Here is a 17009-nt window from a genome sequence, read left to right as displayed (position 1 = left end):
GGCCCGCACCAGGCTCTCGCGCAGGGCAGCCCCGAAGCGTTCGGGCCCCTCCGGGGCGGCCAGGTGGCACACGCCAGGGCCGTCGCCCTCGCCCACCACCGGGCCCATCCCAGGCGTCACGCCATCGGCCACCAGGGCCAGGCGGCAGGTGGTGTGGGTCTGGCCGGCGTCGAAGCCGGCGATCAGTCGCATGGCACCGGATCCGCCGCGGCGGCGGCGAGGGTGGCGAGGCTGAACAGGGCGATCAGCTGCACCTCCGGCCGGAAGAAGATCGTGTCGGTGAGGCCCTGCACCCCCAGCCCCGCGAACACGGCCACCGCCGCCAGGCACGGCAGGGCCAGGGGGGCGCTGCTGCGCCACTGGCCCAGGCCCACCTTCACGGCGCTCAGCAGCAGGCCCAGCCCCGCCAGCAGCCCAGGAATCCCAGCCTCCACCAGCAGCTCCAGGGGGATCGAATAGGCGCTGAGGGCGTTGAACTTGGGCTGCTGGTACAGCGGATAGATGAGGTTGAAGGCGCTGTTGCCGGGGCCGATGCCGATCCAGGGGCGGTCCTGGATCATCGCCAGGGCCGAGGTCCAGACGTTCAGGCGGAAGTTGTTGGAGCTGTCCTCCCGGCCCGCCAGCAGGCTCATCACCCGCACCCGCAGCGGCTCCACCTGGGTCACCAGCAGCACCAGCACCACGGTGGCCCCGGCCAGCAGCAGCAGAGGGAACAGGCGCCGCCACAGGGGCGGCCAGTCGCGGGTCTGGCGCAGCACCAGCAGCAGGGCCATCACGCCGAGGGAGGCCACCATGCCCATCCAGGCGCCGCGGCTGTAGGTGAGCACCAGGGCGACCAGCCCCAGCACCAGGCAGGCCAGGGCGAACAGGCGCCGGCCCCGTCCCTGCCAGCGCAGCAGGGCCACCACGGCCAGGGGCAGGATCGGCAGCAGGTAGCCCCCCAGCAGGTTGGGGTTCTCGAGGGTGCTGTAGATGCGCACCGTGCCTTCGGCCACCGAGTTGCTGTCCGACCAGCGGGCCAGGGCTCCGGGGGCCTCGTAGAGCTGGCGGATGCCGATCACGCTGGTGACCAGCTCACCGGCCAGCAGGGCGCCCACCAGCCGATCCCACCACACCGGCGCGGCCGCCAGCAACTGGCGCATCAGGGCGTAGACGCTCAGGTAGCTGAGCAGCTTGACCAGCCCCACCAGGGCGGCCTTCGGCACGGGCGAGAAGCCGGTGGCCACCACCGCCACCGCGATCACCAGCAGCAGCCAGGTGTTGATGGCGCCCAGCCGGCCCGGTGGGGTGCGCAGGGCCCAGACCACCCAGAGCAGGGAGGAGGCGGCGATCAGCAGGCTGAGGCCGGAGCGGGTGACCAGGGGCAGCCCGGCCATCAGGGCGCAGAGGATCCAGCCCGCCAGCAGGGGCAGGTGGGCACCGAGGCGGCCGGCGGGCAGGCCGGCCAGCAGCCCCTGCCAGCGCAGCAGCAGGGGCACGGGAGCTGGGGCAGGCACCATCAATCGGCGGCGGCGTCGTCGCGATTATCGACGCCGTCGCCCGCGACATCCAGGCGGCCTTCCAGCGCGGCCAGTGGCGGCAGGGGGGCGCTGTTGCGGCGGTAGAGGCTGCGGTGCACCGGCTTGCCCTCGGCCAGCACCTGGCCTTCCCGTTCGGTGGCCACCGGCAGCGGGTTCACATCCGGGCCGCATTCCTCGGGCCCCTCCAGCTCGAAGGCGCCGCTCGCTGCCACCAGCTGGCGCATCGGGGTGATCAGCCCTTCCACGTCGCTCTGCAGGAAGAGGAGGCGGCCAGGGGCGAGGGCCGCGGCGATCGCCAGCAGCAGGGGCGGCTGCAGCACCCGGCGCTTGCGGTGGCGCAGCTTGAACCAGGGGTCGGGAAACTGCAGCGTGACCAGCTCCAGCTGCCCGGCCGGCAGGAGCGCCAGCCACGCGGGCAGGTTGACGTTGGCGTTGCCGTAGAGGAAGCGCAGGTTGGTGAGACTGTCCCGGCGGCGGTCGGCCTCGGCGGCCTCCACCAGGGGCCGGCGGATCTCCAGGCCGAGGTGGTTGCGCTGCGGCGCCAGGGGGGCCATGGCCAGCAGGAAGCGGCCGCGGGCCGAGCCGATGTCGAGGTGGAGGGGCAGGGAGGGATCGGCGAACAGCTCGATCAGCGGCGGCAGGGGCCGCGCCAGCTGGTGGATCCGGCTGAGCGGGTTGACGTGCTGGCGCACCATCAGAGCGGCGCGGCGGAGCCCCCGGGCGGGTCGTTGGGCACCAGGAACCCCCAGCTGGCGGTGTAGCCGTGCAAGTGGGTGGTGCCGCCGACGGGGCCGATCTCGCCGTTGCAGAACAGGCCGGCGATCGGCACGGTGCCGAACACCTCGCGGCAGAGGCTCACGTCACCGTCGGCCTGGCCGTAGAGGCCTTCGCCCCGGCCCAGGCAGGCGAACAGGAAGGCGGCCAGGGGCTCGCTGCGGCGTTGGGCCTGGCCGGCCAGCAGCTGGCGGGATTCGTCCCGGGAGGCATCGGCATCGCGGAGCTGGAACTGCACCTTCTGGCCCACCCGCATCCGTTCCCCCACCGCCACCGCCCCGTTGCGGGGATCGACGCCGATCAGGTTGCGCACCAGGAAGGAACCCGGGGCGTCGGCTACGGGGGTGAGGTCGGCGCTGGGGAGGCTGAAGTCGCTGCGGCCGACGCCGAGGAACAGGGAGTGCTTCACCTGCTCCCGTTCGGCGGGGGTGAGGTCGGTGAGGATCGACTGCAGGGCGGCCACGGGGCTGTTGCGGGTGCTGCCGCAGCTCACCTCGATGACGACGTTGCGCTGGGCCTGCTCCACCTCCAGCACCGGGCCGATGGGCCGGCAGCCCTGGGCCACCAGCGGATCCAGCCGCCAGGCGCCCTCGATCACACAGCCCACCGCACCGGTGCGGACCGTGTCGGCCGGGTCGCCGTCGCTGCCGCCGCCACTGCCTCCGCCACTGCTGCCGAAAAGCAGCGAGCCGTGGGCGGCGCTGTGGGGGCCGGCGATGCCCCCCACCTTGGTGATGTTCGGGTAGGCGTAATCCAGGCCGCTGATCAGGTCGTTGATGGCGGTGCCGGTGGGATCGAGCAGCAGCAGCATCGACTGGCCCGCCTCCAGCTCGGCCCCCACCCGCTCGCGCCAGGGCTCGGCCGGACCATCGAGGTCGGGCAGGGCGGTGGTGTCGATGGCAAAGGGGTGCAGACGGGCACCGGGCAGCCGCAGCAGGGTGACGGACAGGGCCGGCTGGTGCTCGATCTCATGGGGGACCCCCGCCGGATCGGTGCCCACCACGCCGCCGCCGACGCAGCCCAGCCAGTGGGCGGCACTCAGCTTCTGCTGCAGCAGGGGAAGCAGGCGGGGCAGGTCGCTGGCGTAGCTGGCGGAGGCGAACACCAGCGCCAGGTCGGCCTCGGGGGCTCCCCGGAGCTGCTCGAACACCTGGTTGACGGCTTCCTGCAGCGAGGCATCGCGGCCGAGGGCGGTGCGGCACCAGGGGGCGGCGGGGCGACGCTGCAGCCAGGGAAAGGAGGGGAGGGAACCCATGCACGGACCCTATCGCCTGGGGGGCACACGGATAATGGCGCCTTACCGAACCGAGCGGACGTGCCGGAACAGCTCTATCGCTCCCTGGTCTGGCTCGACGTGCGGCTGGGGATGCTGTTCGCCGTGGGGCTGCCGCTGGTGCTGCTCCTCTGGGCGGCCCTGCGCCGGGAGCAGGCCCTGGTGCGGCTGATGGGTCTGTACTGGAAGGTGGCGAGCCTGCAGCTGATCGCCCTGCTGCTGCTCACCGACAACCGCCCCGCCGGCTTCCTGCTGCTGGTGCTGGCGCCGCTGCTGGTGGTGGCGAGCCTGTGGTTCTGGGTGGATCTCAACGAGGAGCTCGCCGACATGCCCCCCTGGCGGGCGCTGCCGCTCACCCTGCGCATCTGGCGCTGGAGCCTGACCTTGCTGTCGCTGGCCGGGGCGAGCCTGGCCGTGACCGCCCTGCCCTGCATGGGCGGCGCCGGTGCCGGCCTGAGCCTGTGCCGGGCCTGGCTGGAGGCGCCCCAGGGGCTGCACGGCGTGGTGGCCCGGGTGTTCGCCTTCGTGTTCGGCGGGGCGTGGACGCCGGGGGTGGCCGCCTTCGTGGGCTATGCGGCCCTGGTGGCCTACGTGGTGGGGCTGTTCCAGTGGCTGGTGGTGCGCCTGCCGCGGCTGGGCCGGGTGGCCGGCGAGTTCTGAGCTTTTCTTCGGTGCTGCTCCCATGACCGACGCCGCCTCCCCCTCCGTTGCGGCCCTGCTGGCGGCGCTGGAAGAGATCAGCCGCCAGCGTCCCGACCGGGTGCTGCGCCTGGTGGGCACCCTGCCGGCGTCGGGGGAAGACGAACCCTTCGAGCTGCTGATCTTCCGCGGCTTCTCCAGCAGCGTCACCCACCCCACCGCCTTCGACCCTGACCAGCCGGCCCTGCCGGCCTCGGCCCGTATCACCGCCGCCGAACTGCTGGCCGGCCCCCTCAATCCCAGCGAAGAGAGGCCCTTGGCGGCATCGCTGCCGGCGGCGACCTATCTGGATCCGGGGGCCTGGGAAGGAACGGCAGGGGGCTGATCGGAGTGGTCAGGAGATTCGGCCGGGAACCAAAGGATCTTGTCCCTTTCCGTAGAGTCCGCGGCGGTCAGTTCTCGCGTCCGTTGCGCCTGTCTCCCCTGAAGCTCGTTGTTCCCCTGGTGGGTGTGGCCGTGGCGCTCGCCCTGCCTTCGGCGGCCCGGGCCGGCAGCTGTGAAGACAGCTTCGCCCAGAAGGGGAACCCCCTCTCCGGGACGCGGTTCAGCGCCGAAGTCACGGTCGATGCGTTGAGCGTGCCGGTGGCGATTCGCCAGCTGCGCGGCATCGCCGCCACCCGGGGCTACGACATCCTCAGCGAAGAAGCGGACGATGGCAGCATGCTGCTGGAGCAGCCGCGATCGGGTTCCGCCCGGCCGTTCCCGATCATCGCCACCGCCCAGGCCGAGCAGGCGGCCGCCCGGGTGAAGCTGGAGGCGAAGCTGCCGGCGGGGATGCTGGCGGGGGCCGGCGGGGCGCGCACCGAACTCTGCGCCATGCTCAACGCCATCAAGGGCGGCCCCGACGGCATCGCGGCGGCGGAGCGCAGCGCGGGGGCGGTGTCTGCGGCCGGCCCGGTGGTCATCGATGCCCTGGTGCTCTCCCAGCAGATCTCCCAGGAAGCCGACACCAACGCCGCCTCGATTCCCTCCCGCTACCAGGGCAAGACCTACACAATCAAGGGTCGTGTGGCCCATGTCGCCAAGGATGGCGGTGCTTATCGCATCGCCTACGAGATTCCCAATTCCACCAACGATCTGGCCATCCGGTTCGGCAAGTTCCGCTTCCTCACCCAGATCAGCTGCCTGGCCGCCAAGGGCCAGGGTGCCTATGCCCTCTCGCTGCGTACGGGCCAGGGCATCCGGCTGACGGGGCAGTACAAGGACTACGACCCGGCCCGGCACGTCATGTGGTTCGAGGGCTGCCGGCCGGTCGATTGAGGGGCGGCTGACAGACAAACCCAGGCGGGCCGGCCATCATGACGGGGCCGTCAGGAGGGCCATGGCCGCCAGGGACCCGATCCGGGACTTCTTCTCCTTCCTCCTGGGGGGCGTGCTCTTCACCATGGGCGCGTTCCTGTTCTTCAACCAGGTGATGGTGAGTTCGGTGCCCATGGGCCTGGGCCTGCGCTTCGGCCGGCGTGCTGCCGGTGCCTGGGGCGGTGGCTATGGCTCGGCCTGGGGTGGCGGCTGGGGCGGTGGCTTCGGGCTCTCCCAGGGCCTGGGCGGCGGCTTCGGCCTGCTGCTGATCCCGCTCACGATTGGGGTGTGCCTGCTGTTCGCCCTGCGCAACCAGCGCTGGGGCTGGTTCCTGGTGCTGGCCTCGGTGGCGGCCCTGGCGGTGGGCGTGCTCCAGACCCTGATCATGAGCTTCCAGCCCACCTCGCTCTGGAACCTGCTGACGATGTTCGCCCTGATCGGCAGCGGCGGCGGGCTGATGTTCCGTTCACTGATGGCCTACGACGATGGCAAGGACCGGCAAGAGCGAGCCGAAGGCGACGAGCGGCAAGACCGTTGAGGACCTGATCGTCGAGATGGAGCCGGTGCCGCCCGGGGGACGGCCGCCGTCGCCGCCGGCCCTTCCCCCGGCCTCCGGACCCTCCCGGTTCCCGATCCTCCAGCGGCTGCTGGTGGTGGTGCTCGTGCTGCTGGGCTTCGGCGCCGGCTGGATGGCGGCCGGCCTGCGGGCGTCCCTGGCGGAGAAACCGAGAGCCGGTGGCCGGGGCGAGACCCGCCAGGACCTGCTCGCCGATGGCTGGGTGGAAGCGGACCAGGGGGTGTTCACCCGCCGTTGCCAGGGGATCTGCCGGCGGCCCCGGCTCTATGGCGGCGGCCTCATCGACGTGATGGAAGTGGCCTGCCTGGAGCGCCCCTGCGGGGACATCCAGGCGACGTTCGCCGTGCTCGACGGCCAGGGCCAGGAGGTCTACAAGGTGGTCGAGACCAAAAACGGACGCCAGGGGGAACGGCTGCAGCTCCTGATCGAATCGCAGAAGCCGGAGGCCCGGCGCTTCGCGTTGGTTGACTTCCGTGCCAAGGCCAGGGTGGAGTGAGGACCCTCTGGGGTTCCAGGCCTTGAAGACACTCCCCTTCGACGACGGCGCTGCCATGCCGATGCTCGGCCTGGGCACCTGGAACGCCCCTCCCGGGGAGGTGGGTGCGGCGGTGACGGCGGCGCTGCAGCTGGGCTACCGCCACATCGACTGCGCCGCCATCTACGGCAACGAGGCGGAGATCGGCGAGGCCCTGGCGGCGGCGATCCGCTCCGGCCTGGTGAGCCGCGACGAGCTCTGGATCACCTCCAAGCTCTGGAACAACGCCCATGCCCCCGAGGACGTGGCCCCGGCCCTGGAGCGCACCCTGGCCGATCTGCAGCTCGACTTCCTCGATCTGTATCTGATCCACTGGCCCGTGGCCTTCCGGCCGGGCGTGGTGATGCCCGAGGGTGGCGAGGATCTGGTGTCCCTCGAGACCCTGCCGATCGCGGCCACCTGGGCGGCGATGGAAGCGGCCGTCGACGCGGGCCTGTGCCGCCACATCGGCGTCAGCAACTTCGGCATGGCCACCCTCTACGGCCTGCTGGGGCAGGCGCGCATCCGGCCGGCCATGAACCAGGTGGAGCTCCACCCCTACCTGCAGCAGAAGGGGCTGTTCGCCTTCTGCGAGGCCCACGGCGTGCACATGACGGGCTACTCGCCCCTGGGCACCCCGGGCCTGCCCCCCCAGATGCGGCCCCCCGGCCAGCCGGTGCTGCTGGAGGACCCCACGATCACGGCGATCGCCAGCCGGCGGGACCTCACGCCGGCCCAGGTGGTGCTGGGCTGGGCCCTGCAGCGCGGCACGGCGGTGATCCCCAAGTCGGTGTCGCCGGCGCGCCTGGCCGAGAACCTCGCCGCCGCCGAGGTCGAGCTGGCTCCCGAAGACATGGAGGCGATCGACGGGCTCGACCGGAGCCATCGCTTCATCGACGGCACCTTCTGGGTGAAGGAGGGCGGCCCCTACACCCTGGAGTCGCTCTGGGCCTGATCAGTCAGGCGTAGGCGCAGATAGGCGATGGCCAGGTCGCCGCATTCGGCCACCAGCCGGTCGCGGCGCCCCTGCTCCTGGGTCGCCGCCAGCCACAGCAGGTGGCCGACGGTCTTGACCAGCACGTAGGCGATCAGGTGGCCCTCCTCCGCGCTGAGGGGGCTGCCCTCGGCGGCGGCCTTCTCGACGATCAGGCCGCTCCAGTCGTTGATCAGCCGGACGTCGGCCTCCTCCTCGATGGCCAGCAGCTCGGGGGTGGCGCTCTGCACATCCAGGAAGATGGCCGGGTAGCCGGGGTGGTCGCGGAAGAAGCGATCGGTGAGGGCCACGGCGGCGGTGATCGAGTCCTCCAGGGAGAGGCAGCGGCCGTCCCCCTGCTCGAAGAAGGCCGTGAGCAGTTCGTGCAGCTGCTCGGCGTAGAGCTGGGCGAGGCTCCGCAGGATCGCCCCCTTGTCGGGGAAGAACTGGTAGAGGGAGCCGATCGGCACCCCGGCTTTGGCGGCGATGGCGTTGGTGGTGGTGCTGCCGACGCCGCCGGCCACGAACAGCTCCTCGGCCGCCGCCAGGATCCGCCGCACCCGCTCCTGGCTGCGGGCCTGGCGGGGCTGGCGGCGCAGGGGCGAGGGCTCGCCGGGGGCGGCTGTGGCGTCGGCCATGGCGGGAAGCGGCACCCCTTGAAAACCCGAGTGATCCTCGCATCCCATTGACAAAGGCGAGGGATGCTCATAATTTCTTGAACGTGAGGACTGCTCACGTTCCTTCGCGTTCACCCCGATGACCACCACCGTTTTCCGCCCCATCCCCGCGCCCGCCGCGGCGTCGTTCGAGGCCCAGGAGCTGCCGCCCCAGCTGTTCCGCGTCCTCGGCACCTTCGTGGCCATGAGCGGCGGCGACACCGACCTCGAGCTGGTGGGGGCCCTGGCCGACGCCCTGCTGGAGACGCCCTCCTATGCCCTTATGGCCGAGCAGCTGCGCCGCGATCCGGCCTGCGCCGAGCTGATCGAGGCGCGCTGGATCCCCCCGGCCCACGACCTGGAGCAGCTGGCCGCCCTGCCCGAGGGCAGCCTCGGCCAGGCCTACGTGGCGTCGCTGGCCCGGCTGGGCTACGACCCCAACCTGCACGCCGGCATGGCGCCCGATAGCGATGCGGCCTATGTGGAGCTGCGGCTCAGCCAGACCCACGACCTCTGGCACGTGATCACCGGCTTCGACACCACGGTGACGGGCGAGATCGGCCTGCAGGCCTTCCATCTCACCCAGTTCCCCTACCCCCTGGGGGCCGTGCTCACGGCCCAGGCCCTGGTGTCGGCCACCCTCGGGGCCCCCGAGCTGCTGCCGGAGCTGGTGGAGACGATCCGCACCGGGCTGCAGATGGGCCTGGAGGCCAGGCCCCTGTTCGCCCAGCGCTGGGAGGAGGGCTGGGAGCGGCCGCTGCACGAGTGGCGCGAGGCGCTGCAGCTGCGTCCCTTCGCTGAGCGGGTGGGGCGGCTGTGAGCGGGGCGGCCATGAGCGGATCCCTGCTGCGGCGGCCAGGCTTCCGCTGGCTCTGGCTGGGCCAGACCCTGCTGTTCGCCGGCGTCCAGTTCTGGTTCGTCGCCGTCACCTGGCTGATGCTGCAGCGCACGGGCTCGGGCACCTCCCTGGCCCTGGTGCTGATGGCGGCGGCCCTGCCCCGGGGGCTGCTGCTGTTGCTGGGCGGTGTGCTCAGTGATCGTCATCCACCCCGGACGATGGCGGTGCGGGCCGGCTGGATCCTGGCGATCGCCACCGGGGTGCTCACCCTGCTGGCCAGCCGCGACGCCCTCGACCTGGGCCCGGTGCTGGTGCTGGCGGCGGTGTTCGGGGCGGCGGAGGCCTGCCTCTACCCCGCCGCCCTGGCCCTGCTGCCCCGCCTGCTGGAGGACCGCCATCTCGGCCGGGCCCACGCCTGGCTCCAGGGCAGCGAACAGATCAGCAACGTGGCCGGCCCCGCCCTGGCGGGGTTGTCCCTGGCCGTGGCCGGTGCCACGGCGGCCCTGGCCTTCGACACCGCTCTGCTGCTGCTCGCCGTGGGCTGCTTCGTGCAGGTGCGGCCTTGCTTGGCCGCGGCGGACACGGCCCCGAACGGGGGCCTGGAGCAGGGCCTGCGGGAGGGGATCGCCTTCGCCTGGGGCCACGGGGCGATCCGCACGGGCCTGACGCTGATCGCCATGATCAACCTGGCCGTGTTGGGCCCGGTGGTGATCGGCGTGGTGGAGCTGGTGACGCTGCGCTTCGGCGGTGGCGCCGCCAGCTACGGCTGGCTCCAGGCCGCCTACGGCGTGGGCGCTCTTGTGGGGGTGTGGTGGGCCGGCCGGTTCGGCGCCATCGCCCATCCGGGGGGCGCGCTGGGCTCGCTGTCGGCCGGGCTGGGGGCGGGCCTGCTGGGACTGGCGGTGGCTGGCCAGTGGTGGACGGCGGCCGCCCTGCTGGCGGCGATGCGGATCGGCGGCGGCCTGGTGGGGGTGCTGGCCACCGCCTGGTTGCAGCGGGAGACCCCGGCCCCCCTGCAGGGCCGGGTGATGGCCCTGGCCATGCTGGCCGGCGTCGCCATCGATCCCCTGTCCCAGGCCCTCTCGAGGGTGCTGATCGACATCTCCCTGCCGGGACTGTTCGTAGTCGCCGGGGGGAGCCTGCTGCTCACCGTGCCGTTTGCCCTGCGGAGTGCGTGTGGACCTTGGGAGCCACCCGTCGCTGGATCTGTTGGCTGAACCTGAATGGCTCGAGGTGGGCAGGTCGGCAAGACTTTCGTATCGGTGCTTACAGGTGGTTACCGCACCCGTGAACCACTGCTAGAAAACGGAAGTTGCTCTCGAAAGGCTATGCAGAATCAGGATTTCAAGCAACCTCACCTGCCACACTCCTCGTGGTTCACGGAAAGGGAGGATATAGGTGGAGTGGTTCACGGAACCTCCAAAGAAAGAGTTCGGAAGTGGCTCGGTACTGATCCTTACCGGCGCTTGGCTGGCTTCCTCCACAACAGGCCGGCGATTCCGGTCCCAATACCGGCTCCGCCCAGGAGATAGCCGATTGGAATCAGGGCGAAAGCCTCCCTGAGCGTGCCATCGGCCTCTACCCGCACCCCGATCAGTCGGTAGGCCACGGCGCAGACCACCGCGCCGGTGAGCAGCAGCAGCGCGACGCGGATGAGCGGGCGTTTCATGGCCGCAGCTGCTCCAGCAGGGTCTGGGTGAGCGCCAGCTCACAGCGCGTCGTGACGATTCCGTAGCCCGTCCCCTGGAAGCTCACCGACTTGGCGTAGGCGCACACCTTGCGGCGTTCGGCTCGGAAAGCACGCGCCTGCTCGTTTGGGTCGGCACTCGTCTTGTAGAAGCCGGTGAGGTTGTCGCGCCAGAGCGTCTGGAAGGTTTCGCTCGGCACTTGCCTGGCCTCGCTGGCCACCCGCACCAAGGCCTTCTCCAGCTCCCGATCCTTGGCTTGGAGGGCTTCCATCACGCAGCGGGTTTCGGCCACGGTGCTTTCTGATGGGGTGCAGACCTCCGCTGCTGGTGCCGGCAGCGGCAGCAGCAGCGGCACCAGGGAGGCAGCCAGCAGCAGGTGGAGACAGGTGCGCATCGTGGGCCTTTTCTCCAGACGGATTTGCCACCAGACAGATTGTCATGCTGGGAGCTGGTTTTCAGAGTCGCCGCGCCTCTTCCCCATGACCAGCCTGTTCTCCCGGCTCCCACTGGTGCTCACGGCCATCGCCGGCTGCCGCATTGGCAGCCCCGGCAGGCAGCAACCTGGCGGTGCTGCTTCAGGCAGCGGGCGGCCAGCCCCTGGGCCTCTACGACGGTGTGCGCTTCGTGCGGATCAACGCCACCGACGGCACCCGCATCACCGTCACGATCAACTGCGAGCAGGAGCTCTGGCGGGTGGCCCGCATTGAGCCCAGAACCGGCCGAGCGGACTTCCGCGACGATCGCTTCCAGAGTGCTGCCGGCATCGGCCGCAGCCGCTGGTGCACCAGCCCTGTGCGCACGATGGAGTGAGTCTGGGCTCACTCCTCCAGCAGCTGCACCTGATACACGGCCACATTGCTGCGGGCCAGCGAGCGCACGATGTCGGGCACCATCTGCATCGGGGTGCAGAGCGTCAGCGAGCGGCGCCTGCCGGCGGCCATCTCCGCCAGGTGCTGGGGATCGATGCTGGTGGAGCGCTGCTGCGCTGCAGCCTCAAACACCTCCACCGCTGGGCTCTTCCCGGAGCCCAGCACAAACAGCACCCGCCGGGGCGTCTCGCTGTAGTCGCGGCTGAGGGCCTCCAGGGCAGGGATGTCCGGGTGTGTCATGGCCTGCTGGTGGCGGGGGATTGCTACACCCACCTGGATAATCGATTGGCTTTCCTTTGCTCACGCATGCTCCACCGCCGCTTCCTCGCCATCGCTGCTGTCAGCGCGAGTGTCATCGCCGGGGCCTCCCTGGTGCGTCCTGCCACGGCCGCCCAGACGCTGGACTGCTGGATGAACGACAGCAAGCAGACCTGTCAGGTGAAGCCCTGGGGTAACGGGGGATTTGAGATCAGCTTCAGCGGCAGTGCCATCTATCGCTTCGTGCCGGCCGGTCCACCCACCACCGACAACCGCCGCATGCGTGATGAGCAGGGCCGCATCTGGCTGATGAGCGGCCACCACAGCTTCACGCTCAGCGAGCAGAACGGCGATGGCAACCGAATCGCCGTCTCCAACGTCAAGAGTCGGCCCGCAGCGGCCGTGGATCACCAGGCCCACAGCAAGGTGAAACTCAGCGGCCATGGTCAGCCCACGGTGACCCTGTACGCCAAGCCCAACTACGGCGCCGCGATCGCGGGGATGGGGGTGTCGGGGGAAACGCTCGACAAGCTGGCGTGCACCTCAAACAGCCAGGGCACCTGGTGCCGGGTGGGCTACCCAGGCCAGAGCGGCCGGGTGCTGTGGGTGAACCGGGACTCGCTGATCTTCCTGGGGGACGGGGAGTAAGTCATCGCCCCTGCATTTGCTTGCCCTGGCCGGGTTCTCTGCCCTGGCCTTTGCAGCTGCCCATGCGATCGGGATGGAGAAGCGCATCACCCAGCACTACGGCCGCTCCCGCCGCCCCGTCCAAAAGCCCCGTTTCGTGCCTGCTGAGCGGGCCCATGCGCTGCCGGGCCTTTCTGGGCTGCTGAACGCTGCTGCTCAGCGGTGGGAGCTGCGGCCGCTGGTCACGAAGCCGGCCCGGTTGAGCTCACTGGTGCCGCCGCCAGGGCATAGGCGCCCCCCATTGCCCCGCGCATCCACCGTGGCTCTGCATCACGCTGCGAGGCTGCTGTCTTCATCGATCTGGGAGAGCCGATCCCTGGTCAGTCAGCTCTTCTAAAGCCGCGAGTGGGGCTTCCCCGTAAGCAGGCGATCGAGCAGTGGCAGAAGCTCCTCGATGCGGGCTGGTTCAGCATTGGGTTCCAGTTCACAGGGCTCATGGATTGGGGCTGAGCGGCCAGAATCGTGCCGATCGGCCGCAGCAGCGCCTACAAATAGGTTTCGAATGATGCAGTGAACCTGATTCAGCCGACGCTGGAGGTCTGGGACGACTGCCTGAACTGCTCAAACAACAAGCACGGCAACCAATGATCCGCACCACAATCACCGCTCTGGCCATCGCCACCAGCACTATCGCCACCCCTGCCCTGGCCGACTCCGCCAAGGCGTATTGCGAGATGGTTCGCACCAACGGCGAAATACTCAAAGGAAGCTGTACCTGGTCCCAGATGCAGGGAAACGTTTACATCGATAATTTCAACCATTACGCGTTTGCCTTCCCTGCCGCCGAGGAGGGCAAGACCTACGAACGCACCAACCGTGAAGGTGCTGGCCCCTCCTTCAAGCGCCCCGGCTACGTGATCAACGTGTACTGGGAGAAGCCGGTCCGCGAGCCTGGGGGAATCTGATGCCGGCTCACTCCACAGGGAACCTGAACAGCGGCTGCGGGCCTGGCCGTTCACGGGTCGCCAGGATTGAATTCCCTAAGCGGTCCGGGGGGGGATGGTCGTCAATAACACGTCGGTCACAACGGGTGCTCGGCGACATCCTCGACAACCCCCTCCCTGGTTCTTGCAGTGGATGAAGGCAGTTTCGTTCGTAGCCACCTCTGTGCTGGGTGCTCTCCCGGCAGGAGCGATCCCGCCACCACCCAACTCATTCGATGGAGAAACGATCCACTGCCACCCCGCAGGCAGCGCCGCCACCGTGCTGATCTGCAGGGACGCCGAACTCACCGCCCTCGACGGCGAGCTGCGCGCCGCCTTCCGCCGCCTGCAGAACGATGCCTCCTTCACGGAAGCCCAGCGCGAGGCTCTGGTGGAGGACCAGCGGCGCTGGGTGGAGAGCATGGATCAGTGCTGGAGAGCCCAGGAGAGGATGCGGGACTGCGTCAAGCGCAGCCAGAGGCGGCGGCTACAGCACCTGCAGACCTGGGAAGCAGTATCCCCAGTGAAGCCCTAAAGCCACAGCGCGTGACCACATGGACCTGCCTTTGTCCCCATGTCTGTCGGGGAATCTGGCCCATGCTGTTGATCCTCTCGACTTGGGCGTTCCTGGGGGCATTTCGATCGTGACCATGGCCGATCACCCCACGAGGAGCGTGTGCACGCTTGCCGCACTCACGAGCCTGATCCTTGTGATCACGGGTGTCCCCGGCGTCCGGATGGGCGATCTGCCGTTCCTGGTCTTCCTGCTTGCCCCCTACCTTCTGCTGGGACTACTGGCCTGGCGGGACCGTGAGCGCCCGCGCCTCTCAGCAGTGCTGTTTGTTGCCGTGCTGGTGCTTTCCCTGGTAGGCACAATCCTGCTTGGACTGGACAGCTACCGCTTTCACACGGTGCCCGAGCACCGACTGGTGCAGCGGATGACCGTGATCGTCGTGCCCATGCTGCAATCGGCCGCCGCGATCGTGATCGGCCTGATGCTCCAGGCGAACCGGTCACGGCGGGGCTGAGGTGACTGGGGGCCTTCTGCTCAGAACTGGGCGGAATACACCGGCTTGAGTTGCCACATCGCCTCGCCGGGCACCAGTTTGTAGGTCACTTGGCGGGTGCCACCGGTGGGCTTGGCGTTGCTGTCGCCGCTCCTAGGGAGAACTCCGGTGCGTCGCTCACCAGGCCAGCACCCACTGTGAGCCGCCCGGCCTGGCGCAGTGCCATGACCAGCCGGGCCTCCAAGGCACCGTTCATCAGCTCGTTCCTGGTCAAGGATGGGCAGCTGCAGCAGTGCCTTCTCGCTTATGGCGGCATTCTGGTCTGGGAAAGGAAACTCTCACGCTCCTGTGGGAGCCCTCGGTCGTGAACGGTGGCCCTCCTCGCTGAATTCCTGGTCGGACAACCCGGACACAGTCTGATCGTGGCTCTGGTCCTGCTGGCTGGCTGGTCCCTGCTGCGCTTCTCCGGGGCCATCAGCAGGCGATCGGCCCAGCCTCTGCTGTGGTCCTCCGCGGGCTGGGGGTTGTATGCCGCCTGGGAGGCTCTGGTGCAGCTACGCACGCCGGAGGCCAACATCCGGGTGGATCTGCTGCTGATCTGGCCGCTGCTGGGCGCGCTCACGCTGTACGGGTTGATCAGGTGCGCGATCGCTGTCAGACGGTGAGCGGGGGGGGCATGGGAATGGCCGAGCCCGGAATGGTGTGTTAAGACACGTTTCTGGGTCGCCCAGCGAGGCGATCCGATCCGAGTTCCGATTCCCTACTTCCCTGATGATCTGCAGCCTTCGTCAAACCTCCGCAGCCCTCGGCGCGGGCCTTCTTCTGGCGGGGCTTTCCGCCCCCTTCGCCCCAGCGGCCATGGCCGAAGTGCTGGTCAGGGCCCAGGGCCGTTGCAAGCTGATGAGCGGTGGCTACGAAGCCTTCAATGGGCACTGCACCTTCAAGCACAAAAAGGCAGGCAACACCGATGCCTACGTCGTCAAGCTCGATGACGGAACGGATTTCAACTTCTCGGGCCCAGGCGTGCAGGCCCTGAGCGTGCAGACCTACGACGGTGTCCGCAACGTGAAGCACAAGGCTCAGGCGGATCATGAGGTCTTCAGCTGGAACGATGGCGAAGCCCGCAGGCTCTCGGTGCGTCTCGACCAGGTCCAGAATCCTGATGCCCGCTTCGAGTCCCCCCCCCAGAAGGCTGACGCCGGTTCCCTGCTGGGTGCGGCGGTGGGTGCCCTGATCGGCGGCCTGATCACAGGCAAGCCGGTCACCACCACGCAGCCTGCCCGTGAAGGTGCTCCGGTGTCCGATCTGCAATCGCTGGTGGGCGCCAGGGGGGGGCAGGCCGAAGGAACCCTGACATCGAAGGGCTACACCTACCGCGGTGGCACCAAGCTGGCCGACAGTTCCTTCACCTACTGGGAGCAGCCCTCCACGAACAACTGCGTGACGATTCGCACCACCGACGGCCGTTATCAGTCGATCACCTACACCAAGCCCAGCAACTGCAACTGAGCCATCAGCATGCTCAACCAACCCCTGGGAGCCATTCAGCTCCCAGGGGTTTTCTTTTGGATTTGGAGGTTCGCCCTTCAGGCGCGCCTGATCACCCGCAGCACCACCAGAAGGATCACGGCGCCGAGCGTGGCCACCACGATGCTCCCCAGCACACCCCCTCCGACGGCACCACCCAGACCGCTGAAGAGCAGGCCACCGATCAGGGCCCCGATGATGCCGACAACCAGATCACCGATCAGGCCGAAGCCACCGCCTTTGACCAGGACACCAGCGAGCCAACCGGCAATGACCCCCACCAACAGAAACCAGAGAACGTTCATGAGCTCTCTTCCTTATTCTTAAAGATCAACCAAAACGTAGACGCGAGAGCAAGCCAAGAGCCATGAAGGCTTAAGTTCCTTACAGACTTGTTGCAAGTCCTGGGCATTCGCCAGATCAGAGAGAATGGGGGCACTCCGAACAAGCCCCTGGAGTGGTCAGGCCGCCGCATCTCTCTGCTGCTCCAGTCACTCCTTGCCTGCCACTCAGGGGCAGCGTTGGGCTCACCACCCATGCCCCGCACTCAGAGGGCGGCTCGGATCAATGACAAGACTGGCTGCTTCCGAGTAAACTTCCGAGCTGAATGGACCTGCTCAACCTTCTCAAGCGCCCTGAGGGCAAGACGCTGGAGTTCCAGCGTGACCTTTCCTCGCCGGATGGGGCGTTGAAAACGATCGTGGCCTTCGCCAATACTGCCGGCGGCTCCCTCTTGATCGGGGTGGAGGATCGCAGCCGCAACGTGCGCGGCGTGGCTGACCCGTTGGATGAGGAGGAGCGCTCGCCAACCTGATCACCGACCGGATCATCCCTCGGCTGGTGCCGGAGATCGAGATCCTGCCTTAGCGGCAGACGCAGGTGCTGGCCCTGCAGGTGTACCCCAGCCCGAGCCGCCCCCATCACCTG

General features: G+C 69.0%; 25 protein-coding genes and 1 pseudogene. 17 read left to right on the top strand and 9 right to left on the bottom strand.

Going from position 1 to position 17009, the window contains the following annotated elements; translation table 11 throughout:
* The 4 genes and pseudogenes from VB737_RS01725 to VB737_RS01710 form a co-directional block, all read right to left on the bottom strand.
* Nucleotides 1–192, bottom strand: a pseudogene (locus VB737_RS01725) (N-acetylglucosamine kinase); the annotation flags it as partial.
* Nucleotides 183–1499: an IctB family putative bicarbonate transporter gene (locus VB737_RS01720; RefSeq protein ID WP_500310594.1), complete on the bottom strand. Its 1317-nt coding sequence runs from the start codon at nt 1497–1499 to the stop codon at nt 183–185. The pseudogene VB737_RS01725 and the gene VB737_RS01720, both read right to left, overlap by 10 nt.
* Nucleotides 1499–2212 carry a tRNA (guanosine(46)-N7)-methyltransferase TrmB gene (trmB, locus tag VB737_RS01715; protein WP_500310598.1) on the bottom strand — a complete coding sequence of 238 codons (714 nt, stop codon included), beginning with the start codon at nt 2210–2212 and terminating at the stop codon, nt 1499–1501. The genes VB737_RS01720 and trmB overlap by 1 nt, the downstream gene beginning before the upstream one ends.
* A gap of 2 nt (nt 2213–2214) precedes the next feature.
* Nucleotides 2215–3549, bottom strand: coding sequence for an FIST signal transduction protein (locus VB737_RS01710; protein WP_500310592.1), 1335 nt, complete (start codon nt 3547–3549; stop codon nt 2215–2217).
* A gap of 60 nt (nt 3550–3609) precedes the next feature.
* Here VB737_RS01710 and VB737_RS01705 point away from each other — a divergent pair, with 60 nt between their 5' ends.
* The 6 genes from VB737_RS01705 (at nt 3610) to VB737_RS01680 (ending at nt 7611) form a co-directional block, all read left to right on the top strand.
* A complete protein-coding gene (locus VB737_RS01705) occupies nt 3610–4227 on the top strand; it encodes a DUF3177 family protein (protein ID WP_500310590.1) in 618 nt (205 codons plus the stop codon).
* 22 nt (nt 4228–4249) lie between these two features.
* Nucleotides 4250–4591, top strand: a complete 342-nt coding sequence (locus VB737_RS01700) for a DUF7734 family protein (protein WP_500310589.1) — start codon at nt 4250–4252, stop codon at nt 4589–4591.
* Between the two features lie 83 nt (nt 4592–4674).
* Nucleotides 4675–5526: a hypothetical protein gene (locus VB737_RS01695; RefSeq protein WP_500310587.1), complete on the top strand. Its 852-nt coding sequence runs from the start codon at nt 4675–4677 to the stop codon at nt 5524–5526.
* 61 nt (nt 5527–5587) lie between these two features.
* On the top strand, nt 5588–6103 hold the full coding sequence (locus VB737_RS01690) for a hypothetical protein (RefSeq protein WP_500310585.1): 516 nt from the start codon (nt 5588–5590) through the stop codon (nt 6101–6103).
* On the top strand, nt 6051–6638 hold the full coding sequence (locus VB737_RS01685; protein WP_500310583.1) for a hypothetical protein: 588 nt from the start codon (nt 6051–6053) through the stop codon (nt 6636–6638). The genes VB737_RS01690 and VB737_RS01685 overlap by 53 nt, the downstream gene beginning before the upstream one ends.
* Nucleotides 6639–6660: 22 nt before the next feature.
* Nucleotides 6661–7611, top strand: a complete 951-nt coding sequence (locus VB737_RS01680) for an aldo/keto reductase (RefSeq protein ID WP_500310581.1) — start codon at nt 6661–6663, stop codon at nt 7609–7611.
* Here VB737_RS01680 and VB737_RS01675 read toward each other — a convergent pair.
* A complete protein-coding gene (locus VB737_RS01675; protein ID WP_500310579.1) occupies nt 7584–8267 on the bottom strand; it encodes a TetR/AcrR family transcriptional regulator in 684 nt (227 codons plus the stop codon). The genes VB737_RS01680 and VB737_RS01675 overlap by 28 nt on opposite strands.
* A 118-nt stretch (nt 8268–8385) precedes the next feature.
* Here VB737_RS01675 and VB737_RS01670 point away from each other — a divergent pair, with 118 nt between their 5' ends.
* Entirely contained in the window at nt 8386–9105 is a 720-nt protein-coding gene (locus VB737_RS01670; protein ID WP_500310577.1) for a Coq4 family protein, read from the top strand.
* 11 nt (nt 9106–9116) lie between these two features.
* Nucleotides 9117–10340, top strand: coding sequence for an MFS transporter (locus tag VB737_RS01665; RefSeq protein ID WP_500310576.1), 1224 nt, complete (start codon nt 9117–9119; stop codon nt 10338–10340).
* Between the two features lie 239 nt (nt 10341–10579).
* On the opposite strand, the gene VB737_RS01660 is transcribed toward VB737_RS01665, so the two are convergent.
* Complete coding sequence (locus VB737_RS01660; protein ID WP_323205417.1) at nt 10580–10792, bottom strand: DUF3955 domain-containing protein; 213 nt, start codon at nt 10790–10792, stop codon at nt 10580–10582.
* Entirely contained in the window at nt 10789–11205 is a 417-nt protein-coding gene (locus VB737_RS01655; RefSeq protein WP_500310573.1) for a lysozyme inhibitor LprI family protein, read from the bottom strand. Before VB737_RS01655 ends, VB737_RS01660 begins: the two co-directional genes overlap by 4 nt.
* 143 nt (nt 11206–11348) lie before the next feature.
* On the opposite strand from VB737_RS01655, the gene VB737_RS01650 reads away from it, so the two are divergent.
* Nucleotides 11349–11621, top strand: a complete 273-nt coding sequence (locus VB737_RS01650; protein WP_500310571.1) for a hypothetical protein — start codon at nt 11349–11351, stop codon at nt 11619–11621.
* 8 nt (nt 11622–11629) lie between these two features.
* Here VB737_RS01650 and VB737_RS01645 read toward each other — a convergent pair whose 3' ends face one another.
* Entirely contained in the window at nt 11630–11920 is a 291-nt protein-coding gene (locus VB737_RS01645; protein WP_500310569.1) for a hypothetical protein, read from the bottom strand.
* Nucleotides 11921–11986: 66 nt separating this feature from the next.
* On the opposite strand from VB737_RS01645, the gene VB737_RS01640 reads away from it, so the two are divergent.
* From VB737_RS01640 to VB737_RS01610, 7 genes are all read left to right on the top strand, one after another.
* Nucleotides 11987–12586, top strand: coding sequence for an SH3 domain-containing protein (locus VB737_RS01640; protein ID WP_197210787.1), 600 nt, complete (start codon nt 11987–11989; stop codon nt 12584–12586).
* A gap of 279 nt (nt 12587–12865) precedes the next feature.
* Entirely contained in the window at nt 12866–13075 is a 210-nt protein-coding gene (locus tag VB737_RS01635; RefSeq protein WP_500310596.1) for a DUF1651 domain-containing protein, read from the top strand.
* A gap of 134 nt (nt 13076–13209) precedes the next feature.
* Entirely contained in the window at nt 13210–13530 is a 321-nt protein-coding gene (locus VB737_RS01630) for a hypothetical protein (protein ID WP_323205422.1), read from the top strand.
* Nucleotides 13531–13828: 298 nt separating this feature from the next.
* Nucleotides 13829–14083 (top strand): lysozyme inhibitor LprI family protein, encoded by a 255-nt coding sequence (locus tag VB737_RS01625; RefSeq protein ID WP_416233328.1) that lies wholly within the window; start codon nt 13829–13831, stop codon nt 14081–14083.
* 115 nt (nt 14084–14198) lie between these two features.
* Nucleotides 14199–14576, top strand: coding sequence for a hypothetical protein (locus VB737_RS01620; protein ID WP_500310566.1), 378 nt, complete (start codon nt 14199–14201; stop codon nt 14574–14576).
* Between the two features lie 350 nt (nt 14577–14926).
* Complete coding sequence (locus VB737_RS01615) at nt 14927–15220, top strand: hypothetical protein (protein WP_500310564.1); 294 nt, start codon at nt 14927–14929, stop codon at nt 15218–15220.
* A gap of 106 nt (nt 15221–15326) precedes the next feature.
* On the top strand, nt 15327–16064 hold the full coding sequence (locus VB737_RS01610; RefSeq protein WP_500310563.1) for a hypothetical protein: 738 nt from the start codon (nt 15327–15329) through the stop codon (nt 16062–16064).
* 77 nt (nt 16065–16141) lie between these two features.
* Here the strand turns inward: VB737_RS01610 and VB737_RS01605 are convergent, their stop codons facing one another.
* The gene (locus VB737_RS01605; protein WP_185465399.1) at nt 16142–16387 is read right to left on the bottom strand and encodes a GlsB/YeaQ/YmgE family stress response membrane protein; all 246 of its coding nucleotides are present in this window, start codon (nt 16385–16387) and stop codon (nt 16142–16144) included.
* Between the two features lie 302 nt (nt 16388–16689).
* On the opposite strand from VB737_RS01605, the gene VB737_RS01600 reads away from it, so the two are divergent.
* Entirely contained in the window at nt 16690–16896 is a 207-nt protein-coding gene (locus VB737_RS01600; RefSeq protein ID WP_500310560.1) for an AlbA family DNA-binding domain-containing protein, read from the top strand.
* Nucleotides 16897–17009: the final 113 nt, after the last annotated feature.

This window comes from Synechococcus sp. BA-120 BA3 (genome assembly GCF_034931285.1).
Taxonomy (GTDB): domain Bacteria; phylum Cyanobacteriota; class Cyanobacteriia; order PCC-6307; family Cyanobiaceae; genus Cyanobium.
The sequence above is the reverse complement of the archived record's forward strand: the minus strand, read 5'-3'. Positions and strand labels throughout refer to the sequence as shown.